The sequence below is a fragment of the Streptomyces sp. LARHCF249 genome (genome assembly GCF_052871255.1).
This window is the reverse complement of sequence record NZ_JBIXJQ010000007.1, coordinates 460,043-475,366: the sequence shown is the minus strand read 5'-3', so window position 1 is coordinate 475,366 and position 15,324 is coordinate 460,043. Positions and strand designations below refer to the sequence as shown.

Genomic DNA, 15,324 nt, shown 5'->3' with positions numbered 1-15,324 from the left:
CGGCCGGAACCGGCCGCGAACTGCTTCGAGGAGAAGAAATGCGCGCGATGGTCGTGAACGAGTGGGGCGGCCCCGAGGTCCTGACCGAGACCGAGATCGAGCGGCCCGAGCCGGGCCTGAACGAGATCCTGGTGCGCGTCCACGCGGCCGGCGTGAACCCGGTCGACTGGAAGACGCGGGCCAGCGGCGGACTGATCACCTGGGGCGAGACCCCGATCGTCGGCTGGGACGTCTCCGGCACCGTCGAGGCGGCCGGCCCCGGCGTGACCCTCTACGCCCCGGGCGACGAGGTGTACGGGATGCCGCTGTTCCCGCGGCAGGCGGGCGGCTACGCCGAGTACGTGGTGGCTCCGGCCCGGCACTTCGCCCGCAAGCCCGCCTCCCTCGACCACGTGCAGGCGGCCGCGCTGCCGCTGGCGGCGCTGACCGCCTGGCAGGCGCTGGTGGACACGGCCGGCGTCACGGCCGGGCAGCGGGTGCTGGTGCACGCGGCGGCCGGCGGGGTCGGGCACCTGGCGGTGCAGATCGCCAAGGCGCGGGGCGCGTACGTGATCGGCACCGCGAGCGCGGGCAAGCACGAGCTGCTGCGCGGCCTCGGCGCCGACGAGGTGATCGACTACCGCACCACGGACTTCGAGGACGCCGTCGCGGACGTGGACGTCGTGATCGACGCCATCGGCGGGGACTACGGACAGCGCTCGCTGAACGTGCTCAAGCCGGGCGGCCACCTGGTGACCCTGCCCGGCCCGGACGGCATCCCGGCCGACACCCGGGGCGTGCGGGCGGCGTGGGTGCTCGTGGAGCCGGACCTCAAGGGCCTGCAGGAGATCGCGGCCCTGGCCGACCAGGGGCTGCTGAAGCCGCTGGTCGACACGGTGCTGCCGCTGGCCCAGGCCGCGAAGGCCCACGAGATCGGCGAGCAGGGCCGGACGACCGGAAAGATCGTCCTGACGGTCGTCTAAAGGGTGTTGCGGAAGGCTCGGCGGGTTGTGGATCGTGGACGGCGCGCACACGCGGCTGGTGATCGCGTCGGCCCGGCCGGCGCCCGGCAACAAGGCCGGCGCCCATGTCCGGTGGGAGCCGGACCTGCCGGCCGCCGCAGCCGGGACGACGGTGATTGCCGACGGCGCCCACTGCGTTTGACGACGGCCCGGCCCGGGGCTGCACTGGATTCATGGACGCTGCGGCGACTCCGTCCTGAGGAGAGCAGCGATGACAACCCTGGAGAGTTTCAGCCTTCTGGAGCCGTACAAGATCGCCGAGGAGACGTTCGTCATCCCGTGGGCCCTTGAGGCCCCGCCGGTCGGCCACTTCCCGATGAACTCGATGGTGATCCGGGGAACCGAACCGGTCCTCGTGGACACCGGGGCGCCCGCAGTGCGCGCCCAGTGGCTGGAGGCGGCCTGGTCCGTCGTGGATCCCCTGGACGTACGGTGGATCTTCCTCACCCACGACGACCGCGACCACGCCGGCAACCTCCTGGCGGTCCTCGCCGCATGCCCGAACGCGACCCTGCTGACGACATGGTTCTCCATCGGCCGCATGGCCGACGAGTGGGAGACCCCCATCAACAGGTGCCGCTTCATGACCGACGGAGACACGATCGACGCGGGCGACCGCACCCTGGTCGCCAAACGACCGCCCCTGTACGACAACCCCACCACCCGCGCCCTCTTCGACTCGAAGGCCGACGTCCTGTGGGCCGTGGACACCTTCGCCACGAACGTGCCGGCCCCCATGCCCGACATGGCGGCGCTGTCGCCGGACGAATTCCGCGACGGCCAGTTCTTCGGCGGAAGGCTGGTCTCCCCCTGGGTCGCCCTGCTGGACGCCCAAAAGTTCGAGGCGGTCGTGACCGACTTCCAACACCTGAACGCCGAGGTCATCGCCGGCTGCCACTGCCCGGTCCTCCGCGGAGCCCGGATCCCCGAGGCCTACGACCTCCTCCGCCAGCTCCCCGGAATCCCACCGTGGACGGAGTTCACCCAGAGCGACCTGGACCAGTGGATGGCGGCCGCCGAGAGCTCGGTTCCGCCGGAGCAGCCGCGGCCGTCGGGGACGTGAGCGGCGCTGCCGCGCGGCCTCGGGAGCTGCCGCGTACGCGGCCGGCCATCTCTAAAACACGCCCCTAGGCGGAGGCGGGGGCCGTGGCCCGGCTGGTCGTGGCGATGGTGGCGGATCCGACCACGCGGGTGCCGTCGTAGAGAACGATCGCCTGGCCGGGTGCCACGCCGCGGACCGGCTCGGTGAAGGAGACGCGCAGCTCGCCGTCCACGAGCTCGGCGAAGACCTCGGTCTCGCCGCCGTGGGCGCGCAGCTGGGCGGTGTAGGTGCCCGGGGCGGCGGCCGTGGAGCCGCACCAGCGGGGGCGGATCGCGGTGAGTGCCGTGACGTCCAGGGCCTCGACCGGGCCGACGGTGACGGTGTTGTTCACCGGGGAGATGTCGAGGACGTAGCGCGGCTTGCCGTCGGCGGCGGGGTGGCCGATGCGCAGGCCCTTGCGCTGGCCGATGGTGAAGCCGAAGGCGCCCTCGTGGGTGCCGACCTTCTCGCCGGACTCGTCGACGATGTCGCCCTCGGCCTTGCCGAGGCGGTTCGCGAGGAAGCCCTGGGTGTCGCCGTCGGCGATGAAGCAGATGTCGTGGCTGTCGGGCTTCTTGGCCACGGCCAGGCCGCGCTCCTCGGCCTCGGCGCGGATCTCTTCCTTGGTGGTGAGGGTGTCGCCGAGCGGGAAGAGCGCGTGGGCCAGCTGCTTCTCGTCGAGGACGCCGAGGACGTACGACTGGTCCTTGGCCATGTCTGAGGCGCGGTGCAGCTCGCGGGAGCCGTCCGCGTTCTCGACGACGGTGGCGTAGTGGCCGGTGCAGACGGCGTCGAAGCCGAGGGCGAGGGCCTTGTCGAGCAGCGCAGCGAACTTGATCTTCTCGTTGCAGCGCAGGCAGGGGTTCGGGGTGCGCCCGGCCTCGTACTCGGAGATGAAGTCCTCGACCACGTCCTCGCGGAAGCGCTCGGCGAGGTCCCAGACGTAGAAGGGGATGCCGATGACGTCCGCGGCGCGGCGGGCGTCGCGGGAGTCCTCGATGGTGCAGCAGCCGCGGGCGCCGGTCCGGAAGGACTGCGGGTTCGCGGAGAGCGCGAGGTGGACGCCGGTCACGTCGTGCCCGGCTTCGACCGCGCGGGCGGCTGCGACGGCGGAGTCCACGCCGCCGGACATGGCGGCCAGGACGCGGAGGGGGCGGGCGGTGCGCGGCAGGTTCTCAGTCATAGCACCCTCCAGGGTACGGGGAACCGTGCGGAGTCACGGCGCGTTATCGGGGTACGGGGGGTGGATCACATGGTCGAGCAGGGGAACGCAGGGAAGAAGGCGCCGCAGAGGGCGCCGGTGAAGGCACCGAAGAAGCCGAGCCGGACGCGCAGGGCCGTGCTCTTCGGGGGGCTCGGGGTCTTCACGGCGGCGGCGATCGCCGGCCGGGAGGAGATCGGCCGTGCCTGGTGGCTGTTGCCCGGGGTGTCCAAGCCGCGCAAGGAAGGCGAGCTGGACCACACGGGCGCGAGCTGGACGGCGGCCTCGCCGGCGAACTGGCGGATGGCGGACCGGCCCGACGACTACCGGGTGGATCGGATCGTCGTCCATGTCACGCAGGGCGGCTTCCAGTCGTCGGTCGACGCCTTCAAGAACCCGTGGCACAAGGCGTCGGCGCACTACATCGTGCGCGGGGACGGCCATGTCGAGCAGCTGGTGCGCGAGATGGACGTGGCGTTCCACGCGGGGAACCGCTCCATGAACGAGCGCAGCATCGGTATCGAGCATGTGGGATTCGTCGACCGGCCGAAGGATTTCACGGACGCGATGTACGCGGCCTCGGCCCGCCTGGCGGCCGACGTCTGCCGCCGGTACGGCATACCGGCGGACCGCACGCACATAGTCGGCCACTCCGAGGTCCCGGGCGCCGACCACACGGACCCGGGCCGCCACTGGGACTGGGACCGCTACATACGCATGGTCGGCGCGGCGCTGTCGAGCTGATCGGGTTCGCCGGGCCAGTTCACAGCACTCGCTAGCTGAGGCCCGCCGTGCGGGCGCGTTCCACGGCCGGGCCGATGGCGGCGGCCAGGGCGGCCACGTCGTCCTTGGTGGAGGTGTGGCCCAGCGAGAAGCGCAGGGTGCCGCGGGCCAGCTGGGGGTCGGTGCCGGCGGCCAGCAGGACGTGGCTCGGCTGTGCCACGCCGGCGGTGCAGGCCGATCCCGTGGAGCACTCGATGCCCTGGGCGTCGAGCAGCAGCAGGAGGGAGTCGCCCTCGCAGCCGGGGAAGCTGAAGTGGGCGTTGGCCGGCAGCCGGTCGTCGGGGTCTCCGCCGAGGACGGCGTCCGGAACGGCCGCGCGGACGGCGGCGACCAGCTCGTCGCGCAGGCCGCCGATCTCGGTGGCGAAGCGCTCGCGCCGCTCGGCGGCGAGGACGGCGGCCACCGCGAAGGAGGCGATGGCCGGCACGTCCAGGGTGCCGGAGCGGACGTGCCGCTCCTGGCCGCCGCCGTGCAGTACGGGGACGGGGGTCTGGTCGCGGCCCAGCAGCAGGGCGCCGATGCCGTACGGGCCGCCGACCTTGTGACCGCTGATGGTCATGGCGGCGAGGCCGCTGTCGGCGAAGGAGACGTCGAGCTGTCCGAAGGCCTGGACGGCGTCGGAGTGCAGCGGGATGCCGTGCTGCCGGGCGGCGGCGGCCAGTTCGCGGATCGGCATGACGGTGCCGATCTCGTTGTTCGCCCACATGACGGTGGCCAGGGCCACGTCGTCGGGGTTGCGCTCGACCGCCTCCCGGAAGGCGTCCGCGTGTACCCGCCCGTGGTGGTCCACGGGCAGGTACTCGACCTGGGCGCCCTCGTGCTCGGCGAGCCAGTGCACGGCGTCGAGCACGGCGTGGTGCTCGACGGGGCTGGCCAGGATCCGGGTTCTGGCCGGGTCGGCGTCCCGGCGGGCCCAGTACAGGCCCTTGACGGCGAGGTTGTCGGCCTCCGTGCCGCCGGCGGTGAAGACCACCTCGCTGGGGCGGGCGCCGATCGCGTCGGCGAGGGCCTCGCGGGCCTCCTCGACGGTTCGGCGCGCCCGGCGGCCGGCGGCGTGCAGGGAGGACGCGTTCCCCGTGGCGGCGAACTGCGCGGTCATCGCCGCGGCGGCCTCCGGCAGCATCGGGGTGGTGGCGGCGTGGTCGAGGTAGGCCATGATCCCCCGATTCTACGAGCCCGCAGGGGCTCCCTCGCCCCGCCCGTCAGGTACGCGGGGCGCGGGCGAGCTGGCGGGACTGGGCTACCAGGTGGCCGGCCGAGTCCCAGACCTCCGCGTCCTCCTCGAGGAAGCCGCCGGCCAGGTTGCGGGTGGTGATGGCGATCCGCAGCGGGCCCGGGGCCGGACGGCGCCGGATGTGGGTGGTGAGCTCCACGGTCGGGGTCCAGCCCATCAGGCCCAGGTCGAAGGCGGTCGGCGGCAGCGCGTCCACCGCCAGGAGCATGGACAGCGGGTCGGCGTCACGGCCGTCGGCCAGCTCGAACCAGGCCCGCATCTCGCCCTTGCCCGAGGGCGCGCCCAGCGCCCAGCCCGCGGTCGCGGGGTCCAGCCGCAGCCGGAGCCGGTCGACGATCGCGGAGCTCCCGGGGATCGGCGCCGGGCCGGCCTCGGGGCCGATGCAGTCCTCGTAGGACGGCATGACGGGCGGCAGCGCCGTGGTCCGTACCTCGTCGGACAGGGCGGAGAGGTCGCCGTAGGAGGCGAGGACGCGGATGCGCTCGACCTCGGCGCCGCTCTCGTCGTACTGGAACAGGGACGCCTGGCCGGTGGAGAGGGTGCGGCCGACCCGTACGACCTGCGTGCGGATCACGGCGGGGCCGGGCACGGAGGAGGTCAGGTAGTGCGCGGAGACGGTGAAGGGGTCCGGGTGCGGCAGGGCCGCCGACAGGGCCCGGCCGACCAGGGCCAGCAGGTATCCGCCGTTGACGGCGCTGATGATCGTCCAGCCGGAGGAGAGCTCCGCGTCGTACACACCGGGCTCGTCCGCGCGCGCGGTGACGGTGGTGTCGCGGTCGAACTCGCTGTCGCCGATGGTTGCCTGGGCAGCTGCGTGTGACATGAAACCGACGGTACACCCGGCTGCTACTAAGCGGTAGCTTTCTTTTGTTACGGCTCTTCGGCCACCGACGAGCGGCGGTTCCAGGCCAGGGGTGCGCGCCAGTGGTAGCGCATGGCGAGCAGGCGCAGCACGAACGTGGTGACGATCGCGAGACCGGTGGTCACGGCGTTGAGGACGTCGAAGCCGATGAAGACGGCGACCATCGAGGCGCCGACGACGGCGGGCACGGCGTACATCTCGCGGTCGCGCAGCAGCGACGGCACCTCGTTGACGAGTACGTCGCGCAGGACGCCGCCGCCGACGGCCGTGGCCAGTCCCAGGGCGGCGGACGCGGTGAGGCCGAGGCCGTACTCGTAGGCCTTCGTCGTGCCCGTCACGCAGAACAGGCCGAGGCCGGCCGCGTCGAAGACGTTGATGGCGCGGTTGATCCGCTGGACCTCGGGGTGCAGGAAGAAGACGAGCGCGGCGGCGATCAGCGGGGTGAGGAAGAAGCTGAGCTCGCCGAAGGCAGCCGGGGGGACCGCGCCGATGACGAGGTCGCGGAAGAGGCCGCCGCCGAGGGCGGTGACCAGGGCGAGGACGGCGATGCCGAAGACGTCGAAGTTCTTGCGGACGGCGAGCAGGGCGCCGGCGGTGGCGAAGACGAAGATGCCGGCGAGGTCCAGGGCATGCTGAATCCCCGGCGGGAAGAGATCGTGGAGCACCGGGCCATTGTCGCCTGTGGCGGGCCGCTCCCCCGCCGGGGCTCAGGCCGCCGGGCCGGTCCCGGTTCAAGCTCGGCTCCGCCCCGCCGACACGGCTGCGGGCTCGCCGGCCCGTGCGGGTTCAAGACCTGGGGCTCTGCCCCAGACCCTCCCCCAGACTCCGTCCGGGGGGACCCCCACGCCTCAAACGCCGGCGGGGCTGAGTTTGCCCGCGCCGGATGGGTGCCGGCGGGGCTGGATTGCTCCAGCCCCGCCCGCGGCTTCGGCCGCTACTCCGAAACCGTGACCACCGCGTCCGCCGCGCCCGGCAGGGGCGTGTCGCCCGGTGCCTGGTCGGGGGCGTTCTCCGGGTGGTGGCAGGCCACCTGGTGGCCGGTCTTCAAGGCCAGCAGCGGCGGCTCCTGCGTCGTGCAGATCTGCGTCGCCTTCCAGCACCGCGTGTGGAAGCGGCAGCCGCTCGGCGGCGAGATCGGCGACGGCACGTCGCCCTTCAGCAGGATGCGGCCGCTCTTCGCGCCGCGCCGCCGCGGGTCCGGCACCGGCACGGCCGACATCAGCGCCGTGGTGTACGGGTGCATGGGCGCCCCGTACAGCGACGCGTTGTCCGCCAGCTCGACGATCTTGCCGAGGTACATCACCGCGATGCGGTCGGAGACGTGCCGGATGACCGAGAGGTCGTGCGCGATGATCACGTACGTGAGGCCGAGCTCCTGCTGGAGGTCGTCCAGCAGGTTGACCACCTGGGCCTGGATGGAGACGTCCAGCGCCGAAACGGGCTCGTCGGCCACGACCAGCTTCGGGTTCAGCGCCAGGGCCCGCGCGATGCCGATGCGCTGGCGCTGGCCGCCCGAGAACTCGTGCGGGTAGCGGTTGTAGTGCTCGGGGTTGAGGCCCACGAGGGACAGCAGCCGCTGCACCTCCGCCTTGAGGCCGCCCTCCGGCTCGACGCCCTGCAGCTTGAAGGGCGCGCTGACGATGGTGCCCACCGTGTGCCGGGGGTTCAGCGAGCCGTACGGGTCCTGGAAGATCATCTGGATGTCGCGGCGCATCGGCCGCATCCCGGCGACGCCGAGGTGCGTGATGTCCTTGCCCTCGAACTCGACGGTGCCGCCGGTCGGTTCGAGCAGCCGCGTGATCAGGCGGCCCATGGTCGACTTGCCGCAGCCGGACTCGCCGACGACGCCGAGGGTCTCACCGCGCCGGACGTCGAAGTCGATGCCGTCGACGGCCTTGACCGCCCCCGCCTGCCGCCGCAGCAGCCCCTTGGTGAGGGGGAAGTGCTTGGTCAGGCCGGTGACCTTGAGCAGCAGCTCAGGGACGTCGGGAGAGTCCGCGGCCTGCTCGGGAATGACGGCCGGATCCGTCTTCTTGATGTCGGTCACAGCTTCGGCGCAATCTCTTCGGTCCAGATCCGGGTCCGCTCCTCCTGCGACATGTGGCAGGCGGACCAGTGGCGGGTGCCGTCTTCCTCGACCAGCTCCGGCCGCACCGTGCGGGTCACGTTGCCCTTGGGTACGTCGGCGTACGGGCAGCGCGGGTTGAAGGCACAGCCGCTCGGGATGTTGATGAGGCTGGGCGGCGAGCCCTTGACCGGGATGAGCCGCTCGGTCTGTTCCCGGTCGATGCGCGGCATCGAGCCCAGCAGGCCCCAGGTGTACGGGTGCCGGGGCTCGTAGAAGACCTTCTCCGCCGTGCCCCGCTCGACGCACCGGCCGCCGTACATCACCAGGAGTTCGTCGGCCATCTCGGCGACGACGCCGAGGTCGTGCGTGATCATGATGACCGCCGAGCCGAACTCCTGCTGGAGGTCCCGGATGAGGTCGAGGATCTGCGCCTGGACGGTGACGTCCAGGGCGGTCGTCGGCTCGTCCGCGATGAGCAGCTCGGGGTTGTTGACCAGCGCCATCGCGATCATGGCGCGCTGGCGCATGCCGCCGGAGAACTCGTGCGGGTAGCTGTCGACCCGCTTGTGCGGCTCGGGGATGCCCACGCGGTCCAGCAGCTCGACGGCGCGCGTGCGCGCGACCTTCTTGTCGACCTTGTTGTGGACCCGGTAGGCCTCGGCGATCTGCTTGCCGATGGTGAAGTACGGGTGCATCGCGGACAGCGGGTCCTGGAAGATCATCGCGATCTCCCGGCCGCGCAGCCTGCGCACCTCGTCCTCGTCGGCGGAGAGCAGTTCCTTGCCGTTCAGCCAGATCTCGCCGGAGATCTGCGCCCGCTGGCGGCCGTACTGGCCCACGCGGTGCAGGCCCATGATGCCGAGCGAGGTGACCGACTTGCCGGAGCCGGACTCGCCCACGATGCCGAGGGTCTTGCCCTTCTCCAGCGAGAAGGAGAGTCCGTCGACGGACTTGACCAGTCCGTCCTCGGTCGGGAAGTGCACCTTGAGGTCGCGCACCTCGAGGAAGGCGGTGGAGGGCCGCGTACCGTCGACGGGCTCGTTCAGAGCTCCGGTCTTGGTGAGATCGGTCATGACAGCCTCACTCGGGGGTCGATCACCGCGTACATGAGGTCAACGATGAGGTTCGCGGCGACGACGAAGAACGCGGAGATCAGGGTGATGCCCAGGATGACCGGCAGGTCGTGGTCGCTGATGGCGCGGACCGCGTTGTAGCCGAGGCCGTGCAGCGAGAAGGTGGACTCGGTCAGCACCGCGCCGCCCATCAGGGCGCCGAGGTCCAGGCCGAGGACGGTCAGGATCGGCGTCATCGTGGAGCGCATGGCGTGCTTGCCGATGACGACGGGCTCCGTCAGGCCCTTGGCCCGGGCGGTGCGGATGTAGTCCTCGTTGAGGACTTCGAGCATGGTCGCGCGGGTGAGCCGCGCGTACATCGCCGCGTAGAGGAAGGCGAGCGAGACCCACGGCAGGATCATGCCGTTGAACCACTTGCCCGGATCGTCGGCGAACGTCGCCTCGGGGCGTCCGAACCAGCCGAGCTGGTCGGAGAAGAAGGCGATGAAGAGCATGCCCGTGAAGTAGATGGGGAGGGAGACGCCGGCGAGGGCGACGCCCATGGCCGAGCGGTCCAGGACCGTACCGCGCTTGAGGGCGGAGATGACGCCGGTGGCGACACCGCCGATGACCCAGAGCACGACGGCGCCGGCGGCGAGCGCCAGGGTGACCGGCAGCCAGTCCAGCAGCAGCGGCCACACCTCCTGCTCGGTCTTGAAGGAGTAGCCGAAGCAGGGCGCGGCGCATTGCGTGACGTCGGAGCCGTTGGCGTACGTACGACCCGCCACCAGCCCGACGACGAACTTGCCGAACTGGACGAGGATCGGGTCGTCGAGACCCATCTTCTGCCGGATGCCCTCGATGGCGGCGGGGTCGGACTGCTTCCCGACGAAGTACAGCGCCGGATCCGTCCCGATCAGCTTCGGGAAGAGGAAGAAGATTCCGAAGGTCACCAGGGAGATGACCAACAGCATGACGATGACGGCGAAGATCCGTCGGATGAGATATGCAAGCACTGCGCTCGGCCTGGCTGCGGCCCGGGGGCGCCCTCTTCTGGAGAGCGCCCCCAAGCCGCAACCGCGGCCATCACCTGCCCTTCGTGCCTAGCGGGTGTGGCACTGGAACACTGGAACTGGACTGCCTGGCTGACTGCCTGACGGACGAACCGTTACTTCATGACACCGAGCGACGCGTAGTCGTAGCGGCCGTTGTAGGCGTCGGTGGTGTACGCGTTCGTCAGACGGCTCGAGCGCCAGCTGATCGTCTTGTCGTAGACGAAGGGAAGGTAGACCGCGGCCTCGGAGACCTTCTGGTTCATCGCCTTGTAGATCTCGCCGGCCTTGTTCGGGTCGGTCTCCGCGATGGCGTCGTCGAACAGCTTGTTGATCGCCGGGTCGTTCAGCTCGGAGAAGTTGTTGTTGCCGCTCTGCAGGATGAAGCGGCCGTCGACCAGCGGCTGGGAGAAGCCCTGCCCGGTCGGGAAGTCGGCGCCCCAGCCCATGATGATGATGCCGTAGCCCTTCTCCTTGACGACCTTCGGCGAACCGATGATGCCGGAGGTCTGGGCGCCGTCGAACTGGTCGACGTCGGCCTCGATGCCGACCTGCTTCAGGGCGTTCTGCAGGGAGACGGCCGTGGCGACCTCGACCGGCTTGTTGTTGCGGACCGCGATGGTGGTCTTGAAGCCTTCCGGCTTGCCGCAGGCCTTGAGGGCCTCCTTGGCCTTCTCGACGTTCGGCTTGCCGTCGTTCTTCAGGACCTCGTACGGGTCGTACTTGGCGTCGGAGCCCTTGATGCCCAGCGGGAGCATGTTGGGGGCGATGTCGCCACCGGCCTGCGGGCCGCCGCGGGCGGTCTGCAGGGACTTCTTGTCGGCCGCGTAGATGACGGCCTTGCGGCAGTCGATGTTGTCGAACGGCGCGACGGTCTGCGGGAACACGGCGTACCGGATGAAGCCGGTCTGGCCGTTGTCCAGGTTGTCCTTGTGGTCCTTCAGCGCAGTGGCGCGGGCCGCCTGGCCGATGCCGGTCGCGTTGAGGTCGAGGTCGAACTCGCCGTTCATCAGGCGCTTGTCCATGTCGTCCGCGTTCGACATGAACGTGACCGAGATGGAGTCCGGAAGGGCCTTGCGGATGGTGTCCGACTCGGGCTTCCAGTTCTCGTTGCGCGAGAGCTTCATGCTCTTGTTGGGCTCGTACGAGTCGATCTTGTACGGGCCGCTCGAGAAGGGCTTCAGGCCGTACTTGGCCGCCGTGTCCTTCTCCTGCTTGACCGGGCTCGCCGCCGGCATGGCCAGCATCTGCTCGAAGTCGCCGTTGGGCTGCGGGAGCTTGAAGATGATGGTCTTCGCGTCCGGCGTCTCGATCGCCTTGAGGCCGAGCTTGTCCGGGGCGGTGTCCTTGTACGGGCCCGGGTACTCGGTCTTCGGGTCGAGGACCTGCATCAGGTAGACCGGGCCGCCGGAGATGACGTCCTGGGCCCAGGTGCGCTCGATGCCGTACTTGATGTCCTGGGCGGTGATGGGCGTGCCATCCTCCCAGGTGACGTTGTCCTTGAGGGTGTACTTGTACGTCTTGCCGCCGTCGCTGATGTCGGCCTTGGCCGTGGCGAGGTCGGGGACGAGCTCGGTGCTTTCGGTGCCGGGGCCCGGCTTGTAGCTGACCAGCTGACGGGTGTAGTAGCGGGAGAAGTCCCACATGAAGCCGTAGTAACCGCGCTGCGGGTCCCACGAGTCGGCTTCCTGGGTACCGACGAACTTGAGCTCGCCGCCCTTCTTGTCCGACGGGTTGGAGATCTTGCCGATGCCGGCGTTGAAGCCGCCGGCGGAGGCCGGCTTGTCTTCCTTCTTGTCGTCTCCGCCACAGGCGGTCGCGGTCAGCATGACCGCGAGCACGACGGCTGTGCCAGCGGCAAGCCTGCGCTTCGACGTGCGATGGGTAGTCACGATGCTCGCAACCCTCCGTTGTAGTTACGGTGTACGTACGGCTCGAAGCCGGTTCCTGGTGTGCCCTGCGATGGCTAGCGGGAGCCCTTCGGGTCGAGGGCGTCACGGACGCCGTCGCCGAAGAGGTTGAAGGCCAGCACGGTGATGAAGATCGCTACGCCGGGGAAGATCATGAAGAGCGGATCGTCCTCGTAGGTCCGCACGGCCGTGGAGAGGGTTTCTCCCCAGGACGGCGTGGGCGGCTTGACGCCGACTCCGAGGAAGCTCAGGGCGGCCTCGGTCAGCACGTTGGTGGGGATCATCAGCGTCGAGTAGACGGTGATGGGCGCCACCAGGTTCGGGAGCAGTTCGCGGAAGAGGATGTACATGCGGCCCGCGCCGAGGCTGCGCGCGGCTTCGACGTACTCGCGCTCGCGCAGCGACAGGGTCTGCCCTCGCACGATGCGGCCGATGTAGGGCCAGCCGAAGAAGCCGATGACCAGCACCAGGACGGCGATCCGCAGGCCCGATCCCTCGAAGCCCCAGAGCTTGCCGGGGATGACGGAGATCAGCGCGATGATGAAGAGCAGTTGCGGGAAGGCCAGCAGGAGGTCCATCACGCGGCTGATCGCCGCGTCGATCCAGCCGCCGAAGTAGCCCGCGATGATGCCGAAGAACGTGCCCAGCGTGACCGCCACGAAGGCGGACAGGAAGGCGACCAGGAGCGAGATCCGGGCGCCGTAGACGATCCGGCTGAAGACGTCGCGGCCGTTGACCGGCTCGACGCCCAGCAGGAAATCGCTGCTCATGCCGCCCCAGTCGCCGGCCGGCAGGCCGAGCAGCGGGTCCAGCAGGTCCTCGTGCAGTTCCTCCGGCGGGTGGCCGAAGGCCTTGACGATCAGCGGCGCGAAGATCGCGACGAGGATCAGCAGGAGCACGATGACACCGCCCGCCAGGGCGACCTTGTCGCGCTTGAGGCGCAGCCAGGCGATCTGCCACGGCGAACGCCCCTCGATCGCCTTCTGGGGAACTACGGGGGCGGCCACGGCTGCGGGCTCGGCCGCGCTGGTGTCGTGCAGTGGTGCCGTCATCGTGGTGGGGACCCCTCTCGGCCGACGGTGGCCGGCCCATGCCCGCCGCTGTGGCGGCTTGTTTCTTTCGGCGTCGCTAGATGGTGCGATTGGCGCGAAATGCGCCTGAAGTGCACGTGAAGGGCTGGTGATTGTCTGATTGACCGGCCTTCGGTGGGGGGAGTCTTCAACGCCCTCTCAATCGGCCGCCAGCCCTGCCGGGGATGTGATGCGCAACCGTGATCTGTACCGCCACCTTCCGTTATCCGAACCGCGCGCTCTGTTGAGCGGTGAAACACCGCCCGTTCGGCGCGGAACGGACATCCGGCCCAACTGCCGTTTCGGATATGGATCTTGGGTACATTCGGTGGATATGCGGAAGGCCGCACCGATGGGTCCGGTGCGGCCTTCGAGCGGGTTGTCTCGCTCTGCGGATGTCTGGAATGCGGGCGGCGAGGGGCCGGCCCTCCGGTCAGTACACCGGTGCCTGGCCCTCGCGGTCGTAGAAGGGGCGGGTCTGCGCGCGCAGCCACATCGCGACGGGGTCGTGCTCGTCCGCCAGCGCGACCGTGCACACCGGGACGCCCTCGGGGACCACGCCGACCGACTGGCGCATCATCTCCCGTACGGATTCCAGCGCGGGCGCGGAGGCGTCGTACAGGTCGAGCCCCACCGCGAGGTACGCGGACCCGAGCGCGGGCTGCACCCAGGCGCGGCGCAGCGACCGGACGGCCGGGGTGCGGTGCGCGTGCTGGGTCAGCAGCCCGTAGAACTGCGGGAGCTCGAGGGAGGGCTCGGACAGCCGCAGCGGCCCGGCCGGCATCCGGTCCAGGCCGGTCGCGATCCGGCGCAGGTCGGCCCACGGGACGCCGAGGCCGCCGCCCTGGGCGTGCGGGTTGAGCCACAGGCCCCAGCGGTCCGGGTAGAGCGCGCGGGCGATGTCCCGACCGGTGACCACCTCGTAGCCCCGGTTCCAGCCGCTGGCGGCCAGCTCCTGCGGGGAGGTCACGCACGGCGCGTAGCCGAGGCTCTCGACCTCCATGCCGCCGTACTGGGCGTCGGGGGAACCCGGCTGCCCCTGCCAGAGCAGCATCCACAGCCGGCCCTCGGAGAGGGCATGCAGGAGTGACTCGTAGCTCTCATAGCGCCCGGGAGTCACCTGGCGCAGCATGTGCTCGACCTGCCCGGCCGCGGCCGTGCCTGACGCACTCACCCGGTACCCCTCTTCGTCCGCCCGTCGTCCACGCGTACCCAGCTTAAGCGGCGCTACGGCAGGTAGAAGGGGCGTACGCGCTCACGAATCCAGTCCGTGACCGGGTCCTGCACGGCGTCGAGGAGGATCAACTGCACGGGCCAGGGGGCCGGGACGCGGGTCAGGGCCCGGCCGAGGGCCTCCATCGGCGCGTTTCGCATGTCAGGCTCCCATCCCACCAGTCGGACACCGATGAACAGTTCCGGGTCCCCGCCCTCGACGCTGGCGAGGCAGCGGTGGGCGGCGGCGACCACGCCGGTGGTGCGGAACTCCTCCGCGGCGGCGGCCAGGAAGTCCACGGGGTCCTCCTGCCAGTCGGGCTCGTAGAGCCGGACGCGACCGCCGGTGGACGGCCCGTCGAGCGGCGTCCGCCCGGTGCGGCACAGCTCCGCGACGGCGGGCGGGGGCAGGGGGACGCCGACGGCGCCCTCGGGGTTGAGCGCGATGCCGAGCTGCGGCGGCAGGCCGCGGGCGAACTCGACGGCGGGGGCCACGGCGAAGTCCATGCCGGGGCCGACGCAGAAGCGGAACTGGGCCTCGGAACTGTAGACCGGGACGTACGCCGCCCCGCCGATGTCCATGGTGGGCAGGTCGAGGCCGGCGGAGTCCGCGGCGCCGCCGCCGGGCAGGGGCACCCAGACCTGGCTGCGCCCGAGCACCTCCAGGATCCGGCCCCCGGCATCCGGCTGCCCGAGCGCCGCCCCGAGCACCTGCTCCAGCTCATTCCCCGGCCAGCCGCCGTTGCCTTGCATGTACCCCTGCCTCCGTGATCCCGCGGATGTCGTGCCGAGGGTATC

At 70.6% G+C, this 15,324-nt stretch carries 14 protein-coding genes and 1 pseudogene; 4 read left to right on the top strand and 11 right to left on the bottom strand.

Annotated features, from left to right (window positions below; all coding sequences use genetic code 11):
• Positions 1 to 38: 38 nt before the first annotated feature.
• The 3 genes and pseudogenes from ACIPUC_RS23160 (at position 39) to ACIPUC_RS23150 (ending at position 2,064) form a co-directional block, all read left to right on the top strand.
• Positions 39 to 962: an NADP-dependent oxidoreductase gene (locus ACIPUC_RS23160; RefSeq protein ID WP_446591797.1), complete on the top strand. Its 924-nt coding sequence runs from the start codon at positions 39 to 41 to the stop codon at positions 960 to 962.
• A gap of 43 nt (positions 963 to 1,005) precedes the next feature.
• Positions 1,006 to 1,134: pseudogene (locus tag ACIPUC_RS23155) on the top strand (IS5/IS1182 family transposase); the annotation flags it as partial.
• 78 nt (positions 1,135 to 1,212) lie between these two features.
• A complete protein-coding gene (locus ACIPUC_RS23150) occupies positions 1,213 to 2,064 on the top strand; it encodes an MBL fold metallo-hydrolase (RefSeq protein WP_446591795.1) in 852 nt (283 codons plus the stop codon).
• A gap of 64 nt (positions 2,065 to 2,128) precedes the next feature.
• On the opposite strand, the gene mnmA is transcribed toward ACIPUC_RS23150, so the two are convergent.
• A complete protein-coding gene (gene mnmA, locus ACIPUC_RS23145; RefSeq protein WP_446591794.1) occupies positions 2,129 to 3,265 on the bottom strand; it encodes a tRNA 2-thiouridine(34) synthase MnmA in 1,137 nt (378 codons plus the stop codon).
• Between the two features lie 69 nt (positions 3,266 to 3,334).
• Here mnmA and ACIPUC_RS23140 point away from each other — a divergent pair, with 69 nt between their 5' ends.
• Positions 3,335 to 4,027: an N-acetylmuramoyl-L-alanine amidase gene (locus ACIPUC_RS23140; protein ID WP_446591793.1), complete on the top strand. Its 693-nt coding sequence runs from the start codon at positions 3,335 to 3,337 to the stop codon at positions 4,025 to 4,027.
• A 31-nt stretch (positions 4,028 to 4,058) separates the two neighbouring features.
• On the opposite strand, the gene ACIPUC_RS23135 is transcribed toward ACIPUC_RS23140, so the two are convergent.
• The 10 genes from ACIPUC_RS23135 to ACIPUC_RS23090 all read right to left on the bottom strand — a co-directional run bounded on the left by ACIPUC_RS23135 (position 4,059) and on the right by ACIPUC_RS23090 (position 15,279).
• Entirely contained in the window at positions 4,059 to 5,222 is a 1,164-nt protein-coding gene (locus ACIPUC_RS23135; protein ID WP_446591792.1) for a cysteine desulfurase family protein, read from the bottom strand.
• A 46-nt stretch (positions 5,223 to 5,268) separates the two neighbouring features.
• A complete protein-coding gene (locus ACIPUC_RS23130; protein WP_446591791.1) occupies positions 5,269 to 6,123 on the bottom strand; it encodes a thioesterase family protein in 855 nt (284 codons plus the stop codon).
• 47 nt (positions 6,124 to 6,170) lie between these two features.
• The gene (locus ACIPUC_RS23125) at positions 6,171 to 6,827 is read right to left on the bottom strand and encodes a trimeric intracellular cation channel family protein (protein WP_446591790.1); all 657 of its coding nucleotides are present in this window, start codon (positions 6,825 to 6,827) and stop codon (positions 6,171 to 6,173) included.
• A 269-nt stretch (positions 6,828 to 7,096) separates the two neighbouring features.
• Positions 7,097 to 8,209 carry an ABC transporter ATP-binding protein gene (locus ACIPUC_RS23120; RefSeq protein ID WP_446591789.1) on the bottom strand — a complete coding sequence of 371 codons (1,113 nt, stop codon included), beginning with the start codon at positions 8,207 to 8,209 and terminating at the stop codon, positions 7,097 to 7,099.
• A complete protein-coding gene (locus tag ACIPUC_RS23115) occupies positions 8,206 to 9,303 on the bottom strand; it encodes an ABC transporter ATP-binding protein (RefSeq protein WP_446591788.1) in 1,098 nt (365 codons plus the stop codon). The genes ACIPUC_RS23120 and ACIPUC_RS23115 overlap by 4 nt, the downstream gene beginning before the upstream one ends.
• A complete protein-coding gene (locus ACIPUC_RS23110) occupies positions 9,300 to 10,298 on the bottom strand; it encodes an ABC transporter permease (protein ID WP_446591787.1) in 999 nt (332 codons plus the stop codon). The genes ACIPUC_RS23115 and ACIPUC_RS23110 overlap by 4 nt, the downstream gene beginning before the upstream one ends.
• A gap of 152 nt (positions 10,299 to 10,450) precedes the next feature.
• Positions 10,451 to 12,226 carry an ABC transporter substrate-binding protein gene (locus tag ACIPUC_RS23105; protein WP_446591785.1) on the bottom strand — a complete coding sequence of 592 codons (1,776 nt, stop codon included), beginning with the start codon at positions 12,224 to 12,226 and terminating at the stop codon, positions 10,451 to 10,453.
• A gap of 74 nt (positions 12,227 to 12,300) precedes the next feature.
• Entirely contained in the window at positions 12,301 to 13,296 is a 996-nt protein-coding gene (locus ACIPUC_RS23100) for an ABC transporter permease (protein WP_446591784.1), read from the bottom strand.
• Between the two features lie 451 nt (positions 13,297 to 13,747).
• Positions 13,748 to 14,488 carry an enhanced serine sensitivity protein SseB C-terminal domain-containing protein gene (locus ACIPUC_RS23095; RefSeq protein ID WP_446591782.1) on the bottom strand — a complete coding sequence of 247 codons (741 nt, stop codon included), beginning with the start codon at positions 14,486 to 14,488 and terminating at the stop codon, positions 13,748 to 13,750.
• A 53-nt stretch (positions 14,489 to 14,541) separates the two neighbouring features.
• The gene (locus ACIPUC_RS23090; protein ID WP_446591781.1) at positions 14,542 to 15,279 is read right to left on the bottom strand and encodes an enhanced serine sensitivity protein SseB; all 738 of its coding nucleotides are present in this window, start codon (positions 15,277 to 15,279) and stop codon (positions 14,542 to 14,544) included.
• Between the last annotated feature and the right edge of the window lie 45 nt (positions 15,280 to 15,324).